The following is a 15,758-nucleotide window of genomic DNA, read 5'->3' as shown; positions in this document are numbered from 1 at the left end:
GCCGGCCCTTCGGGTTGCGCCCCAAAGCGGGCCAAACAGCGTTGCTCGTCGTTCATTTAGCGTACTAAACCTCTCTCCTCGCGCCTTGCCTGGCCCGCTTTGGGGCGGCAACGCGGCCATCGAACTGAGTGCGAACAGGCCCCTCTGGCCGACAGCGCCAGCGACGAAGCGCCGGCGCTGTCCCTGCCCACCCTGCTGTTGTACGGCGGCCGCGACACCTCGGTACCAGCGGTCAGCATTGACCGCTTGCGTGGGCACCTGGGCGATCACGGCGAATACCACTTTTACCCGGATGCCCCCCATCTGCTGCTGCAAAGCCGCCACTGGCCGAACCTCACCGACACCATTGGCGACTGGCTTGACCGGCAGGCCGATGAGCGTGGTCGTCGCTGTAATGGCCGTTCCGGCCCGCCGTGCTAGGCTTTCCGCCATCGACTCAGGAGTGACTCATGGCGAAACGGGTTCTTATCACCGGCGGCAATTCCGGCATCGGGCTGTGCACCGCCGAACAACTGGCCGGGCGCGGCGCCGAGGTGCTGCTGGCCTGCCGCGACCAGACCAAGGGCCAGGCGGCGGTGGCGCGCATCAAGAACCGTTATCCGGAAGCGCGGGTGCGCCTGTTCAGCCTCGATCTCGCCGATCTGGCGGCGGTGCATGGCTGCGCCCGGCGCCTCACCGACGAGCTGGACGGCCTGGATGTGTTGATCAACAACGCTGGCGTGGTGCCCACCCGGCAGCAGTTCACCGCCGACGGCTACGAAATGCAGTTCGGCGTCAATTACCTGGCGCCGGTGCTGCTGACCCATCTGCTGCTGCCGCTGCTGCAAAGCCGCCCCAACGCGCGCGTGCTCCATGTGGCGTCGGTGGCGCATTGGCTGGGGCGCATCAATCCGAACACCTGGCGGGGCCGGCGGCCGTACCTGGTGATGGACGCCTACGGGCAATCCAAGCTGGGCAATATTCTGTTCAGCGATGTGTTGGCGCAGAAACTGGCCGGCCAGGGCATTACCAGCAACGCACTGCACCCGGGGGGCGTCGACACCGGCATTTTCCGCCACGTGCCGGGGCTGGCCATGAAGCTGATCCGCCCCACCCTGACCACCGCGGAAAACGCCGCCCGCCTGCCGGTGCGCATGGCCCTGGACGACACCTTCAACGACGTCACCGGCGGTTACTTCGACGCCAAGGGCGCGGCTTCCCGCTCGCCACGGGCACGCGATAAAAAAAGCGCCGCGCGCCTTTATGAACAGACCCTGGCCGCCCTTGAGCTCAATCCGCTTTAGCGGGCACCACCCCTTACAGGCTCTGTGTGGCCTGCCCGGGCGTTTCCAGAGCCTCGGCGCGGACCACCTGACGCAGTTGCGGATAGAGGGTCAGAAACACCGCTTCCAGTTCATCGTGGTGCGCGTGAATTTCCTCCAGCATGCCCTGGAAACGGTTGGTGAAGCGGATGCGCGCGGCAATCCGGTCCAGCGCCCGGCCAATGCCTTCCAACTCGGCGTAGCGGTTGAACCAGTCGTGCTCGACCATGTGCCGGGTGGTGGCGCGCATGGCTTCCGGCATCAGCGGCGCGCCTGTTAGTAATAAGCGGTAGTTCTCGTCGATCGCCTCCTGCAACGGCCGCTCGTGGAAGCGCGACCAGTGGCGGATCAGAAAATGGTCGAACAGCACATCCAGAGCGACGCCGGCGAACCGCCGGCGCTGGTCGGAGAAGCGCCGCCGGCTGTCGATCACCAGCGGATGGTGGTCGGTAAAGCGGTCCACCAGGCGGTGGTTGTGCAAGCCTTGCCGCACCGGCTCCGGCAACGCCTCCGGCTGCACCCCGCGCATGAAATCCCCCATCAGATTGCCGACCTTGGAGGCGACCGTGGGCTGGGCAAGAGCGAGATGGGCGAAGTAGTTCATCGCCGTCTCAGCGCACGCCGCGCCGCAGCCGGAAATCCAGATTCTGGCGCACCGCCGGCCACTCCAGGTTGATGATCGAAAACACCACCGTGTCCCGATACAGGCCGTCCGCGCTCACCTGATGATTGCGCAGCACGCCGTCCTGCTTGGCGCCGAGGCGGGCAATCGCCGCCCGCGAGGCGCGGTTGTGCCAATGGGTGCGGAACTCCACGGCAATCGCATCCAGCGTTTCAAAGGCGTGGCCGAGCAACAGCCGCTTGCACTCGGTATTCACGGCGCTGCGTTGAAAACGTTCAGCGTACCAGGTGTAGCCGATCTCCAGGCGCCGGTTAGGCTCATCCACGTGGCAGTAACGGGTCGCGCCGATCACCGTGCCACTGGCGTTGTCACGCACCGCGAACGGCATTTCGCCGCCGTGCTCGCGGCCGTGCAGCGCGGTGTCGATGTAGTCGCCCACGGTCTCCGGGCCTGGCACGAAGGTGTACCAGAGCTGATGCAGGTCGCCGTCGACGCAGGCCTCGGCCAGGGCCTCGCGGTGCTGCGCGCCGAGCGGCTCCAGAGTGACGGTGTCGCCGCCCAGGGTGACGGGTTCGATCCAACGGGCCATGCTTGCTCCTGCTCGCCAATGCCGGTTCTTGAGCATACCGGAAAGAGGCCCCGTAACGTCAGCGCAGGCGCACCACATGGCCCTCCCGGGGTGCCCCGCCATCGTCATGCAAGGCGCGGATCACCTGCCCCGCCGCCGAGTAGCCGTGGTGTTCGATCAGCGTCATCCAGCCGTTTCGAGAGTCCGCCACGGCGGCGAGAAAACGCCGCTGGGCCGCGCCAAAGCGCTCCGCCAGTACCGCCGGCCCCCAATCGATGTTGCGCTTACGAATCTGTACCGGCGCGAAATACAGCTTCGGTTCCGGCTGGTAACGGTAACCGGTGGTGAGAAAATCGGTGTTGGTGGCGGAGCCAGCGTAGCAGTCGTAGGTCAGGGCGCTGGCGAAATGCGCGTGGATCTGGCGGCGCAGGGCGTCGTTGCCGGAAAAATCCACGTACAAGGTGGGGATATCGGCGGCCAGCGTATCCAGCTCATGGTAGTCGGCGATCCGGTCGTACAGGCCCAGCCCGCTCACGTAATCGCGGTGATGCCCGGAGGTGAGCGCGATCACGGTGGGCGCCGCGCCGTGCTCCCGCAGGGCGAAGGCGGTGCCGTAGGCGGTTTTGCTGGAGGCACTGGAAATGACGATCTGAGCGGCGCCGAAAAAGGCGTTGTCGGCAAGAAAGTCGGCCAGCATGTAGGAGGTAAAGAACAGCGGGCGCAGCAGCATCTGGAAATCCGCCAGTTCCGGCACGTAGGCGCCGTCGGTGGCGCAACGGGTGTATTGATTGTAGGGCGAAGGCAGCTCGCGGCGGTGCTCGGACATGTCGTAGAAGCCGCGTTCGCTGAGCCGGCCGGGCCGCACCCGCAACTGGCTGGCGATCGGGAAATAACCGTAAAACCGCTCGCCCGGCTCGATGCCGGCCACCGTGGAGGTGCTCACCGTGGCGAACCCCCACACCGGCATCTGCCCCCAGCCCGGCTGGCCGGTGGGAAAGAAATCCCAATAGCGCATGGCGTCACCGAATGCCGCGTAGGTAATGTTGTTGGTGGTCAGTGCGAAGGTGTCGACACGGAGAATGGCTTCGCCGCGCGCCGGCGCGGCGGGCAGTTCACACTGCTCGACGCGAGTATGGCCAAGGTCGTTCTTGTCGGTAAGCAAGCGGGTCAGAGAGACGGACTGGGACATGCTAAACTCCAAGGTTCGAGTGGATTCGTTATCGTCCCCACAAGTTAACAACCCGGGCGGCTGTCCGGGTTCGGATTCCGCCATGCGCACACCCGCTTCCCGCAAACCCCTGCCGCGCCCCCATAAGCGCCCCTCCCAGGCGCGGGCCCTGTTCACCGTGCAGGCGCTTTACGACGGTTTTGTTCGGATTTGGCGCCGCGACGGCCCGGCGGCGGCGACCACCCGCGCCATCGCCGAAGAGAGCGGCTACGCCGTGGGCACTCTGTACGATTATTTCCCCAATCGGGACGCCCTGCTGGCCGGCTACGTGCGCCATTGCCTGGAAGACTTGTGCCAACGACTGCACGAAGCGGACAGCGCGCCCGGGGCCTGGCGCGAACGGCTACGACGGCTGGTGGCGATCACCCTGGATCAGGACGGCCAGGCGCCCTATTTCGACGCCACCATGCTGGCCATGGAAGGCCAGATCGCCAACACCGGCCATCACCGTCGAGCGTTCCAATTGCTGTGCGAAGCGTGGACACAACGGCTGGCGGCCTGGCCGGATTTACCGGCGAGGAACGCGCAAGTGGTGCCGACGCTGGTGTGGACGGTATGGGGGGCGCGGCGCTACGCCGTGCTGCTGGAACGGGACGCGCCCAGCGATGAGGAGGTGGCTCGGATCTCCGTGATGCTCGAGGCGCTGTTGCTGCAACCCCACCCACGATAGACGCGACCGCCGCCTGCCGTGGGGTTATCCGCGCGCGCTATTGTTTGGGTGTTTGCGGGGCATCCAATTGTTTCTGCACCCGCTGCAAAGCGCCGGGAATCGAATCGCAGGCACTGCCGTCGGTGTCGCAGGCCACGCAGGCGACAGCGTCGTTGGCGGCCATGGTCAAATTGACCCGGTACGCCAGCACCGGCAGTTTGGCGGCACGTTCACGCAGGGTGCGCGCCTGCTCCGGCAGGTCGGCGTGTTTCTCCTGGCAGGTTTTCAGCTCGGCTTTTTTTGCCGGGTCCAGGTCCTTATGCAACGCGATCCCGGCGTCGTGCAACTCACGCAGCTCATCCATCATGCCGTGAATCACTTTCGGGTCCTTGGGCGGCACCGCCAGGGCCAGGCCGGCGAATGCGAGCAGGGGCAGAGCAAACACAATCCGCTTCATGGTGTTCTCCTTTTTTATTGTCATGGGGCCGGTGGCGGGAACCGACCGGCTGATGTAGAGAGTCATGGAATCGGCGGGAGTTCCCCGCCCGTCAACCGGCGGTGCCGCTGACGGCGCCAGCCGGGTGTCACGCCACTCAGCCGGGCGGCCAGGAGAATGGGCGGCCACCGAGCACATGCACGTGCAGGTGGAACACGGTCTGGCTGGCGCCGGCGCCGTTATTGACGTTCAGCCGGAAATCCTCAAGGCCTTCCTGGGCGGCGGTTTTATTGGCCACCAGCAGCAGGTGGCCGAGCAGCGCCTGATCGCCCTCGTCGGCGTCGGAGAGCTTGGCGATGGGCTTTTTCGGGATCACCAGAAAATGCACCGGCGCCTGGGCATTAATGTCGCGAAACGCCAGGCAGAGATCGTCCTCATAGATGATGTCCGCCGGGATTTCCCGGTCAATGATCTTGGAAAAAATGGTCTCGCTCATGGTGGCTTCTCGGGCGGCGAAAAATAGGGCGGCCAGGAACGACAAGGGCCCCCGGGCACGTTGTTTCAGGTAGCGCCAACCATAAAACAAGCCGGCCGGGGTTGCCAGACGGCCCTCGCCAGGCGGCGTGAAGATGGCGATAAAGCCGGCGCCACCCGTGCCCCGGTTCACACCTCGCGCAGGAAAGCGCCACAATAGCCGGCCCCGGGGTGAGACCTGAGCGTCCCCGGACTATAATGCCCCGATCTGGAGCAGCCGGCCGGCTCGGCCGGGCAGCGGCATCCACATTCACTTCACATCATAGGACGATATGGCCACCCTCTTTGTTGAAAACCTGACCGTGGTGGATTTTTCCTACCTGCACGCCAAACGCGGCATGGTGGGCGAATCCTGGATTGTGGATCTTGAACTCTCCGGCGACCTCGACGCCCAGGGCATGGTGTTCGATTTCGGTCATATCAAGAAAGGCGTGAAGCGCACCGTCGACGACGAGGTCGATCACCGCCTGCTGATCCCGGCGGACAGCGAGGTGCTGACACTGCGCCAGCGCGACAACGATCAGCACAGCCTGGAGTGGCGTTATCCGGGCGGCGAAATCCGTCTGCTGGCCCCGGCCAGCAGCCTGCTCGCCCTGCCGGGCCTGGAGATTTCCAAGGCCGGGGTCACCCGTTATCTGATCGAGAAGATCCGCGCCTTGCTGCCGGACAACGTCACCGACATTCAGGTGCGCCTGCGTGAAGAGGCCACCGGCACCGCGCCGTTCTATCACTACTCCCATGGCCTGAAAAAACACGACGGCAACTGCCAGCGCATCGCCCACGGCCACCGCTCCGGCATTCAGATTTTCGAGAACGACCGCCGCAGCCGCTACTGGGAAAAGCTCTGGGCGGACCGCTGGGAAGACATCTACATCGGTTCCCGGGACGACCTGGAAGGCACCTACTACGTGGATGAAGTGCCCCATCACCGCTTCCGTTACGACGCGCCGCAGGGCCACTTCGAACTGGTGATCCCCGAGGATCACTGCTACCTGGTGGACACCGACACCACCGTGGAACGGCTCGCCGAACACATCGCCGAGCAATTGGCCCGAGAAGCCCCCGGCAAACAATTTCGCGTGCGCGCCTTCGAAGGCGTCGGCAAAGGCGCCATCGCCAACGCCGGCGAAAACAACCCAGGCCGCAGCCAGGGTGGCTGGTTAACGGGAAATTCGGTGTTGAATTTATAAAAGCGTTGAAAGTTACAGGTTAAAAGTTGAAACGCGACCGGTCGCCTCGCGCGGTGCGAAGCCCTGCCCGCGTTGACAGGAACCGTGGTGTGCGCCGTGTTTTTAACTTTTAACTTTTAACTTTTAACTCTTTTTCAAGGATCTTCCGCCAGTATCCGTTCCGCTTCCTCTTGTATCAGACGGCGCAGCCAGCGGTGGGCGGCGTTGTGGTGCAGCAGCGGTGACCAGGCCATTTTCAATTCAAACTCGGGAATCTCGAACGGCGGCGATTTGATCACCAGGCGCGGGTTTTGCGCTTGCATGCGCGCCACCCGGCTGGGCAGGGTGGCGACCAGGTCGTTGTTCATTGCCAGCAACGCCGGCATTTGATAGTGGCGGGTAAAAATGCTGATTTTCCGGGTGCGCCCAAGTTGCTGAAGGGCGTGGTCGATCCAGCCCAGCCCGCCCAGTTTCTCCGGGTTCATGCCAAAGCCGACACCGAAACCGGTCTTCGACACCCAGATGTGTTGGGCGGACAAATAGCTGTCCAGGTCGAAGTTGATGGCGATGGGGTTGTCGCGATTGAGCAGGCAAGAGAACGCGTCGCGCCACAACGTCACCTGGTGGAACGAGCCGGGAATTTCGTTGAAGCGGTTCACCGCCATGTCCACCCGGCCCTGCTCCATGTCCGGGTAGCTGACGTCCGAGGGAGTCACGAAATCCAGCACCACGTCCGGCGCTTCCTCGCGCAACCGGCGCACGATGTGCGGCACCAGCGTGCCCTCGGCGTAATCGCTGGTCATGATGCGAAACACCCGGCGGCTCTCCGCCGGGCGGAATTCGTCTTCCGGGGTGAACAAGGATTCCGCCTGCGCCATCAACTGACGCACCAGGGGCTGCAACTCCATGGCGCGATCGGTGGCGGTCATGCCTTCGCTGGTGCGGATCAGCAACGGGTCGCCGAATAAATGCCGCAGCCGCTTCAGGCTGTTGCTCATCGCCGGCTGGGTAATGCCGAGCTGCTCGGCGGCCCGGGTGACGTTCTTCTCGCGCAGCAGAACGTCCAGATACTTAAGCAGGTTGAGATCCGCGCTGGCCAGGTTGTTCATCGCATCGTCGCCGGTCACAGGGTCCATGAATGCCGGCAGTATAGCAGCGCTTGGGAAACCGCAGGAAAACACCCTGATCGCCGCGGCTGCCGGTCGCCCGGCCCCGCCCATCCGGTCATGTCTTCAAGAGCAGCGAACCCGCCGTGGGTTTTGCGTGCCGCGTGCTGCGTGCCGCGTGAAAACGCCCCCCCGCTTGTTCTAGTTGTCCTGAACACCGTCGCCGACGCTGCGCCGATTTCAGGCCGATGCGGCGGCGCGTGCCCCAGCACGAGGCATACCGCGCCGCCGGCCGATTTCAGACGATCCTCCACTGATGTGTTGCCACCCCTTTAAAACAAGCGCCGGCGGGATTCTCCCCATCGCTGGTACGGCGCCTGCGTCTGTCTTCCCCGATTTATTCGCCGATTAAGACAACTTCGTGACGAGGAAGCGACCATGAAACACCCTGTTTTTTTACCCGGCCTGCTCGCCGGCCTGACGGCACTGAACGGCATCGCCGCCGCCGCGCCCGCCGAACAGGTGGATAACCTGCGGGACGCGTTCGAGAACGGCAGCGTCAGCGGCACCCTGCGCGCCTACCACAACGTCAAAGCGCCGGAACAGGGCGATACCCTGAACACCTTCGCCGTGGGCGCCAGCCTGCACGCCGAAACCGCGCCCTGGGCGGGCGTCTCCGCCGGCGGCACTTTCTATGCGTCCAACGGCCTGGGACTACAGAACGACGACCCCGCCAAGCGCAACGCCAACCTGCCGGAGAACGCCGATGTGCTTGGCGAGGCCTGGCTGCAATACGCCAACCGCGACAACCGCCTGCGCTTCGGGCGCCAGCAACTGGACACGCCGTTCGCCAACCCCTCGGATGGCTTTTTGATCCCGGTCACTTTCGAAGCACTGGCGTTCACCAACACCAGCGTCGAGGGTCTGACGCTCTCCGGTTACTACCTGCGGCGCATCAAAAGCCGGCCGGACGACGATTTCCAGCGTGTCAGCCAGTTTGCCCTGGACCGCTTCGGCGTTGCCGCCGACAGCGACCAGGGCGCCTGGATCGCCGGCGCCCGCTACCAGCCCGGGCGTACTGCCTGGCAGGGCTGGGCGTTTTCCATGCCGGATCTGTTCAACCTCTATTACGCTCAGGCGGATCGGCCGATCGGCGAGCTGCTCGGCTTCGCGCCCACCCTGGCCGCGCAACTGCTGTACGCCGAAGACAATGGCGACAATCTGCTCGACGACGTCAACGCCCGCGGCGCCGGCGTGAAACTGTCCGCCGCTCGCGGTCCATTCACCCTGGCCCTGGCCTGGAACCATTTCCTGGAAGACCGGGACAGCTACGGCGGTGGCGCCCTGCCCGCTCCCTTCAACTATTCCTCCGGACCGCTGTTCACCAACTCGATGACGCAGACCCTGGAAAACAGCGCCCCCGGCGACGCCTACAAAGTCACTCTGCAACGCCGCTTCGGCAGCCAATGGAGCACGCAGATCAGCTACGCTCAATACCAGCGCCTGGGCGCCGTGGACACCGACGAAACCGATCTGGACATTACCTACGCTTTCGCCGGCAATTTGAAAGGCCTGAGTTTCCGCCTCAGGATCGGCGTGATCGGCGCCGAACAGGCCGACGCCCGCTTCACCGAAATCCGCCCACAGATGCAGTATGTGTTTTGATGCTAGATGCTAGACGCCGGACGCCAGACGCCAGACGCTTAACCCTGTGCTGAGATGATCGGAGTGTTTCCTGCGGGCTCCCGGCATACCGACAGGAAACACTCCATATTCCGCCGTCTCGGGTTTAGCGTCCGGCGTCCGGCGGCCTCCCCTACTGCTCCACAAACGCCCGCTCAATCACATAATCACCGGTCTCGCCCTGATGTGGTGAGGCCTGGAAGCCACGCGCGTCGAGCATGGTGGTGAGTTCGTCGAGCATCGCCGGGCTGCCGCAGAGCATGACCCGGTCGGTGTCCGGGTTAAGGGGCGCCAGGCCCAGGTCATCGGTGAGCCGGTTGCTTTCGATCAGGGTGGTGATGCGGCCTTGATTGCGGAACGGTTCGCGGGTCACGGTGGGGTAGTAAATCAGCTTGTCGCGAATCAGATCACCGAGAAATTCGTGCTCGTGCAGCGCTTCACTGATGTAGTCGTGGTAAGCCAGCTCACTGACATAGCGCACGCCGTGCACCAACACGACCTTGTCAAAGCGCTCGTAGATTTCCGGGTCCTTGATGATGCTCATGAACGGCGCCAGGCCGGTGCCGGTGCCGAGCAGGAACAGGTTCCGGCCCGCGTTCAGATCGTGCACCACCAGCGTGCCCACCGGCTTGCGGCTGACGATCAGCGCATCGCCTTCTTTAAGATGTTGCAAGCGCGACGTGAGCGGACCATCCGGCACCTTGATGCTGAGAAATTCCAAATGCTCTTCGTGATTGGCGCTGGCGATGCTGTAGGCGCGCATCAGCGGTTTGCCTTCCAGCTCCAGCCCGATCATCACAAAGTGGCCGTTCTCGAAACGCAGGGCCTGATCACGGGTGGTGCGGAAGCTGAACAGAGTGTCGTTCCAGTGGTGCACGCTCAGTACGTTTTCCTTTCCTAGGGCTGCCATCGGTATTACCTCCAGTCTATCAACGCAAAAAAATCAGTTGGTTTGGCGGCGCCGCTCAGGCGATCACCGGCAGGGCCGCCACCAGCGCCATGGCGCTGGCCAGAAGCGCCAGGCTCAACCCCACCAGCAACGCCACCGGGCGCCACCCTTGGGCGGCCAGCTCACGCAACGAGGTGCGCGAACCGAGCGCCGCCATGGTCAGTAACAGGCACCAGAACGAAGCCTGGGCAATCAGCGCGCCGAGCGCCGCCGGCAGCAGGCCGGCGCTGTTGGCCATCATCAACGCGGCAAAGCCGAGCAAGAACAGCGGTGCCGGCATGCGCTCGCCGTCACCACGCCGGAACGCCCAGCCCACCGCCATCACCAGTGGCACCAGCAGGCTGACCCGTAGCAGCTTGGTCAGCGTGCTCAGGTGGCCGGCGTTCTCGGAAATCAGATACCCCGACGCCGCCGCCTGCCCGACATCGTGGATGGTGGCGCCCAGCAACACGCCGATCTGCCCATCGGCGAAGCCGAGCGCGCCGGCCAGCGCCGGGTAGACCAGCAGCGCCACCGTGCCCAGCGCCGGCACACTGACCACCACGCTGATCAGGCCGCGCGCCTCCAGCCGTTCACGCGGCAGCGCCGCCGCCACCGCCATCGCCGCGGCCACGCCGCAGATCGCCACCGAGGCGCCCACCACCAGACTCTGGGCGGCCGGCAAACCCAGCGCCCGACCGACGATGATCGCCAGCGCCAACACCAGGGGCACCGTCACCGCGACCACCGTTACCGGCTGTATCCACACGTTCTGGAATTCGCCGAGGCTGATGCGCGCGCCCAGCAGCGCCACACCGATTCGCAACAGCGGGCCGCAGCAAAAGGCGATGCCCGGTTCGGCGCGGCGCTCGCCGTGATGGGGAATAAACACAAAGCCCAGTAACAGCACGATCAACAGCGCCGGGCCACCGTAGTGCTCGGCGAGAAACTGGCCGGCCAGCGCGGTCAGCAAACACAGCGTCACTCCCGGGCCCAGTGCGCCCAGGCGCCGCGCCAGCGAGTGCGCGCCGGCGTCAGTCACCGCCGGCTCCGGACGGCTCGGCCAGATCGCGCAAATACCGCCATGGATAGCGGCCCCGGTTGTGACCATCGGAGAAAAACAACTGCAACGCGCCGACGCCGGCCAGCTCCGCGCCGGTCAGGGTGACACCGGTGCCGGCCACCGTTTCGCCGCGCTGGCGCAACGCCTGGCAGGCGGCGCAACCACAGGCGCCGCGCAGCACATCGCTGTCGATGCGGCTGCGCTGGCCGTGTTGCCAATGCAGTTCCAGCGCGGCGCCACCGCTCAGCAGATGCACTTCTTCCGGTGCCGCCATCGGATCGCTCATGGTGATCTCCCCGGCGCCGCGCCAGGGCCAGTGGCCGGGCGCGGCGCAGCTTGTTATGACAAGTTCATCGACGGGTCAGCGCTGCAGGTACTGCAGCTTGTCCTCCTGACCTTCCCACTGTTCCGCGTCGGGCAACGGCTCGCCGGCTTCGGCGAGCACCGGCCACACTCGCGACAACTCCGCGTTCAGGGCCACGAACGCTTGCTGGCCCTCGGGCACGTCGTTGTCCGCGTAGATCGCCCCGGCCGGACACTCCGGCACGCACAGGGCACAGTCGATGCAGACTTCCGGATCGATCACCAGGAAGTTGTCCCCTTCGTGAAAACAATCCACCGGGCACACTTCCACGCAATCGGTGTATTTGCAGCGAATACAGTTTTCAGTCACCACAAAGGTCATGTTGGTCTCCTTATTCCGGTTGGCCGTTCGGCGCCGCTCAGGCGGCGCTCAAACGGGATTGCGCCCAGCGCGCCAGCTTGCGCACGTCCGGGTCCGGATCGTCGAGGGCCGTTTCGATATAAGGCCGGCACTGCTCATCGGCGATCGCGCCAAGCGCGCCGATGGTGGCCTTGCGCACATTGCTCATCGGATCGCGGCAACACTCGCCCAGGGCGGGCACCCCTTCCACGCGCCGCAGCTTGCCGATCGCGTCGGCCGCCTTTTCGCGCACCTGCCAGGTGGTGTCCCGGCTGGCGGTGATCAGCAGATCCAGCCCCTGTTGATGGTCCAGTTTGCCGATGCTGTTGATCGCCTCGGCGCGCACCTGCCAGTGCTCGTCGGTGACAATGCCGTTGAGCGCCTCGGCCACCGCGGCGGCGTCGGCGTACACCAAAGCGCCCACCGCGGCGCGGCGCACTTCCGGGTCGACGTCGTCGCGGGCGCGCTCGATCAGCATCGGCAGGTTGGCGTCTTCCTTCAGCCAGCCGAGCACCGCCACCGCTTCGCGGCGCACGCGCGGGTCGGCGTGGTCCAGTCGCGCCCGGGCCGGCTCACGGGCGTCGGCATCACGCAGCGGCTTGAGCGCGCGCAGAATGCCGGCCACCACGAACGGGTCACGGCTTTCCTGCAGCGCCGCCAGCAGCGGCGCGGCGGCGGCCGGGTCCTTAAGATCGGAGAGCGCGTGGGCGGCGGCATTGCGCACCACTTCGTCGCTGTCATTGAGCGCGGCGATCAGCGCGTCGGCCATCTGCGCGGATTCGAATTCGTCGACCACCTTGGCGGCTTCCTGGCGCACCAGCGGGTCCGCGTCATTGAGCGCCTGGATCAACAACTCCACCGCTTCCGGCTCCGGGCAATCCACCAGGTCGAGCACCGCCACCCGGCGCAGGCCTGCGTCGTCGGAGGCGAGCCGTTCGGCGAGCTCCTGAAGTTCGGGGTCCTGATATTGCTTCATGGTCACCTCAGCGCAGCAGATAGGGGATGTTGACGGTTACCGCGTCGGTCGGGCAGTCCGCCTCGCAGGGCATGCAGTACCAGCACTCGTCGTATTTCATGTGCGCTTTGCCGGTGGTCTCGTCGATCCACAGCACGTCCAGAGGGCAGACGTCGATGCACACGGTGCAACCCTTGTCGGCGATGCATTTCTCTTCGTCGACCAGCACCGGAACGGAGGTGTGATGGTTGGCTAGGGGCATGGGAATTCTCCTCGCTATCGGGTTCAGGCGTTGGCGGCTTGCTTGACGCGCAACTGGTTGTAGGCGTCTTTCTCTTCGCCCAGGGAGACGATGTACGGCGCTACCGGGCGGGTGCCGTGGGCCATGTTGCCGTTATCGTCCTTGTACAGCCGGCTGTGGCAAAACCAGCGCTGTTCGTCGGTGTCGGGGTGATCGACTCGGTAGTGATACAGCCCCCAGCGCGATTCGGTGCGATACAGCGACGCGCGCGCCGCCATCTCCGCGCAGTCGACGATGGAGTGCACTTCCATGGCACGCATCAACTCATGGGCGTCGTTGGCTTTCAGCAGCTTGAGGTCTTCGCGCACCGCCAGAATCCGTTCCAGGCCGATCTCCATGCGCCGGGTGACCTTGGGCGGTTGCAGGTAGTCGTTGACCAGCCGGCGCACCTTGTACTCCATCTGTTCCGGGGGGATGCCGTCTTGACGTTCCAGCGGCGCGCGCAGGCGCACCAGTTCCTGATCGATGAGGTGACGATCCAGATTGATCTCGCCGCGTTCGCTGGCGAACGCGGCCGCGCTTTCGCCGCAAATCTGGCCGTACACGAACGCACCGAGCATGTAGTTGTGGGGCACCGAAGCCATGTCGCCGGCGCCGTACAGCCCTGGCACCGTGGTCGCGCCGGTTTCATCCACCCACACACCAGACGCGGAGTGGCCGCTGCAAAAGCCGATCTCGGAGATGTGCATCTCCACCATCTGCTGGCGGTAGTTGGTGTGCCGGCCGTCGTGGAAGCGGCCACGGCTGGGCCGCTCGTTGGTGTGCAAAACGGTTTCGATTTCCTGGATGGTTTCTTCCGCCAGGTGATCGAGTTTCAAGAACACCGGCCCTTTGCCGGATTCCAGTTCCTTGAAAAACTCGAGCATCATCTGGCCGGACCAGTAATCGCATTCGATAAAGCGTTCGCCGAACGCGTTGGAGGTGAAGCCACCCAGTGGCCCGGTCACATAGGCGCAGGCCGGGCCGTTGTAATCCTTAAGCAGCGGATTGACCTGATAACACTCCAGGTTGGCCAGGTCGGCGCCGGCGTGATACGCCATGGCGTGGCCATCACCGGAGTTGGCCGGGTTCTCGTAGGTGCCGAACAAGTAGCCCGAATGCGGCAGGCCGATGCGCCCGGCCGCCCCGGTGGCCATGATCACCGCCTTGGCGCGAATAATGATCGGCTCACCGGTGCGGGTGTTGACGCCGATCATGCCGGCGATGTTGCCCTCGGTATCCTTGAGCAACCGGGTGGCCTGATAGCGGTTTTCCACTTTTACCCGATGCCGGCGCAACCGCCGATAAAGAATTTTCTTGACGTTGTGGCCCTCCGGCATGGGCAGCACATAGGTACCCAGGTGGTGAACCTTCTTCATGTCGTAGTCGCCGGTTTCATCCTTCTGAAAATGCACGCCCCAGGCATCCAGTTTCTCGATCATCGGAAAGGAACGCTGGGCGTAGGCCATCAGCGCCGGCTGGTCGACGATGCCATCGTTGGCGATGGTGATTTCACGCACGTACTGTTCCGGCGTGGCGTGGCCGGGAACGATGGCGTTGTTGAGGCCGTCCATGCCCATGGAAATCGCGCCCGAGCGCTTCACATTGGCTTTCTCAAGCAGGATCACATCCAGCTTGGGGTTGTTTTCCTTAACCGTTACCGCCGCCATCGGCCCGGCGGTGCCGCCGCCGATAACCAGCACATCGGTGTCGATGATGGTCAGGTCCTCGATGTTCATAACGCCTCCTGTTTCCGATCCACTCGGAAGTGATATTTGAAAGAATCGCCCCGGAAACTCAGGTACTCGAAATCGATTGGCCGCCCCATTCTGTCGTGGGTCAGCCGTTCGACGCGCAGCACCGGCTCGCCGGGTTGAAGATTGAGATGGTGTTGGGTCTCCTTGTCGGAGAGCGCCGCTTCAATGCGGATGCTGGCTTCGCCCAACGGCGTGGCGAACAGGTTCTCCAGCATCGGAAAAATGTCGCCACTGAGATCCATGCCGAACATGCGCCGGCCGATGTCGAGCGGAAAATAGCTGTGTTCCAGAGACAACGCCTCGCGATTCAGAAAGCGGATTCGCGTCACCTCCACCGTCTCTTCACCGCTTTCCAGACGCAAAGCCGCGGCCACCGCCTTGGGCGCTTTCAATTGCTGAATGCTGAGCAGCCGCGCCGATGCCTCGTAACCCTGGGCACTCATCGCCTCGCCAAAACCCTGCAGGTTGCGCACGCTCTGCACCGCCTTGGGCTTGCTGACGAAAGTGCCCTTGCCCTGGGCGCTGAACACCAGACCTTCGTTGTGCAGATCGCGCAGCGCCTGGCGGATGGTGATGCGGCTGACGCCAAACGCATTCATCAGCTCGTTCTCCGAGGGCAACCGCTCATGGGGCCGGTAATCACCCTCCAGAATGCGGCGCCGCAACTGGTCCTTGATCTGCACGTAAAGCGGCTGCGGCGACCGGTTGGACAGCGGCTGGGTAATGGTCTTGGTCACGGTGTTGCCCCCTTGTTATGACACGTCATGGCATGTGGG

19 protein-coding genes are annotated in these 15,758 nt (G+C 64.3%); 5 read left to right on the top strand and 14 right to left on the bottom strand.

Features of this window, described 5'->3' with window-relative positions; genetic code table 11:
• The first annotated feature begins 99 nt into the window (after positions 1-99).
• A complete protein-coding gene (locus CGS25_RS10120; RefSeq protein ID WP_089033367.1) occupies positions 100-420 on the top strand; it encodes an alpha/beta hydrolase in 321 nt (106 codons plus the stop codon).
• Positions 421-449: 29 nt separating this feature from the next.
• Positions 450-1,283: an SDR family NAD(P)-dependent oxidoreductase gene (locus CGS25_RS10115; RefSeq protein ID WP_101675375.1), complete on the top strand. Its 834-nt coding sequence runs from the start codon at positions 450-452 to the stop codon at positions 1,281-1,283.
• Positions 1,284-1,296: 13 nt separating this feature from the next.
• Here CGS25_RS10115 and CGS25_RS10110 read toward each other — a convergent pair whose 3' ends face one another.
• From CGS25_RS10110 to CGS25_RS10100, 3 genes are read right to left on the bottom strand one after another with little or no spacing between them, the layout of a single operon-like run.
• Positions 1,297-1,905: an acyl carrier protein phosphodiesterase gene (locus CGS25_RS10110; RefSeq protein WP_101675374.1), complete on the bottom strand. Its 609-nt coding sequence runs from the start codon at positions 1,903-1,905 to the stop codon at positions 1,297-1,299.
• 7 nt (positions 1,906-1,912) lie between these two features.
• Positions 1,913-2,512: a GNAT family N-acetyltransferase gene (locus CGS25_RS10105; RefSeq protein ID WP_101675373.1), complete on the bottom strand. Its 600-nt coding sequence runs from the start codon at positions 2,510-2,512 to the stop codon at positions 1,913-1,915.
• Positions 2,513-2,570: 58 nt separating this feature from the next.
• Complete coding sequence (locus tag CGS25_RS10100) at positions 2,571-3,680, bottom strand: DUF2855 family protein (protein ID WP_089033371.1); 1,110 nt, start codon at positions 3,678-3,680, stop codon at positions 2,571-2,573.
• Between the two features lie 82 nt (positions 3,681-3,762).
• On the opposite strand from CGS25_RS10100, the gene CGS25_RS10095 reads away from it, so the two are divergent.
• Positions 3,763-4,389, top strand: coding sequence for a TetR/AcrR family transcriptional regulator (locus CGS25_RS10095; protein WP_101675372.1), 627 nt, complete (start codon positions 3,763-3,765; stop codon positions 4,387-4,389).
• A 37-nt stretch (positions 4,390-4,426) separates the two neighbouring features.
• Here CGS25_RS10095 and CGS25_RS10090 read toward each other — a convergent pair whose 3' ends face one another.
• Both CGS25_RS10090 and CGS25_RS10085 read right to left on the bottom strand, forming a co-directional pair.
• Positions 4,427-4,825: a hypothetical protein gene (locus CGS25_RS10090; protein ID WP_101675371.1), complete on the bottom strand. Its 399-nt coding sequence runs from the start codon at positions 4,823-4,825 to the stop codon at positions 4,427-4,429.
• 136 nt (positions 4,826-4,961) lie between these two features.
• Positions 4,962-5,300 carry a histidine triad nucleotide-binding protein gene (locus tag CGS25_RS10085; protein ID WP_101675402.1) on the bottom strand — a complete coding sequence of 113 codons (339 nt, stop codon included), beginning with the start codon at positions 5,298-5,300 and terminating at the stop codon, positions 4,962-4,964.
• A 310-nt stretch (positions 5,301-5,610) separates the two neighbouring features.
• Here CGS25_RS10085 and CGS25_RS10080 point away from each other — a divergent pair, with 310 nt between their 5' ends.
• Entirely contained in the window at positions 5,611-6,528 is a 918-nt protein-coding gene (locus CGS25_RS10080) for a 6-carboxytetrahydropterin synthase (protein ID WP_101675370.1), read from the top strand.
• A 134-nt stretch (positions 6,529-6,662) separates the two neighbouring features.
• Here CGS25_RS10080 and CGS25_RS10075 read toward each other — a convergent pair whose 3' ends face one another.
• A complete protein-coding gene (locus CGS25_RS10075) occupies positions 6,663-7,643 on the bottom strand; it encodes a LysR family transcriptional regulator (protein ID WP_255406606.1) in 981 nt (326 codons plus the stop codon).
• A gap of 408 nt (positions 7,644-8,051) precedes the next feature.
• Between CGS25_RS10075 and CGS25_RS10070 the strand changes: the two genes are divergently transcribed.
• Positions 8,052-9,278, top strand: coding sequence for an OprD family outer membrane porin (locus tag CGS25_RS10070; RefSeq protein WP_089033376.1), 1,227 nt, complete (start codon positions 8,052-8,054; stop codon positions 9,276-9,278).
• A 151-nt stretch (positions 9,279-9,429) separates the two neighbouring features.
• On the opposite strand, the gene CGS25_RS10065 is transcribed toward CGS25_RS10070, so the two are convergent.
• The 8 genes from CGS25_RS10065 to CGS25_RS10030 form a co-directional block, all read right to left on the bottom strand.
• Positions 9,430-10,206: a ferredoxin--NADP reductase gene (locus CGS25_RS10065; protein WP_089033377.1), complete on the bottom strand. Its 777-nt coding sequence runs from the start codon at positions 10,204-10,206 to the stop codon at positions 9,430-9,432.
• 55 nt (positions 10,207-10,261) lie between these two features.
• On the bottom strand, positions 10,262-11,266 hold the full coding sequence (locus CGS25_RS10060; protein ID WP_232802348.1) for a YeiH family protein: 1,005 nt from the start codon (positions 11,264-11,266) through the stop codon (positions 10,262-10,264).
• Positions 11,259-11,573 carry a gamma-butyrobetaine hydroxylase-like domain-containing protein gene (locus tag CGS25_RS10055; RefSeq protein ID WP_089033379.1) on the bottom strand — a complete coding sequence of 105 codons (315 nt, stop codon included), beginning with the start codon at positions 11,571-11,573 and terminating at the stop codon, positions 11,259-11,261. Before CGS25_RS10055 ends, CGS25_RS10060 begins: the two co-directional genes overlap by 8 nt.
• 75 nt (positions 11,574-11,648) lie before the next feature.
• The gene (fdxA, locus tag CGS25_RS10050; RefSeq protein ID WP_089033380.1) at positions 11,649-11,972 is read right to left on the bottom strand and encodes a ferredoxin FdxA; all 324 of its coding nucleotides are present in this window, start codon (positions 11,970-11,972) and stop codon (positions 11,649-11,651) included.
• Between the two features lie 37 nt (positions 11,973-12,009).
• Positions 12,010-12,966, bottom strand: a complete 957-nt coding sequence (locus tag CGS25_RS10045) for a HEAT repeat domain-containing protein (RefSeq protein ID WP_101675369.1) — start codon at positions 12,964-12,966, stop codon at positions 12,010-12,012.
• Between the two features lie 7 nt (positions 12,967-12,973).
• A complete protein-coding gene (locus tag CGS25_RS10040) occupies positions 12,974-13,207 on the bottom strand; it encodes a 4Fe-4S dicluster domain-containing protein (protein WP_089033382.1) in 234 nt (77 codons plus the stop codon).
• Between the two features lie 23 nt (positions 13,208-13,230).
• A complete protein-coding gene (locus tag CGS25_RS10035) occupies positions 13,231-14,964 on the bottom strand; it encodes a fumarate reductase/succinate dehydrogenase flavoprotein subunit (RefSeq protein ID WP_089033383.1) in 1,734 nt (577 codons plus the stop codon).
• Positions 14,961-15,719: a GntR family transcriptional regulator gene (locus CGS25_RS10030; RefSeq protein ID WP_101675368.1), complete on the bottom strand. Its 759-nt coding sequence runs from the start codon at positions 15,717-15,719 to the stop codon at positions 14,961-14,963. Before CGS25_RS10030 ends, CGS25_RS10035 begins: the two co-directional genes overlap by 4 nt.
• Between the last annotated feature and the right edge of the window lie 39 nt (positions 15,720-15,758).

It is taken from the genome of Alloalcanivorax mobilis, from assembly GCF_002864685.1.
Lineage (GTDB): Bacteria > Pseudomonadota > Gammaproteobacteria > Pseudomonadales > Alcanivoracaceae > Alloalcanivorax > Alloalcanivorax mobilis.
This window is presented reverse-complemented; position numbering and strand designations above follow the sequence as displayed.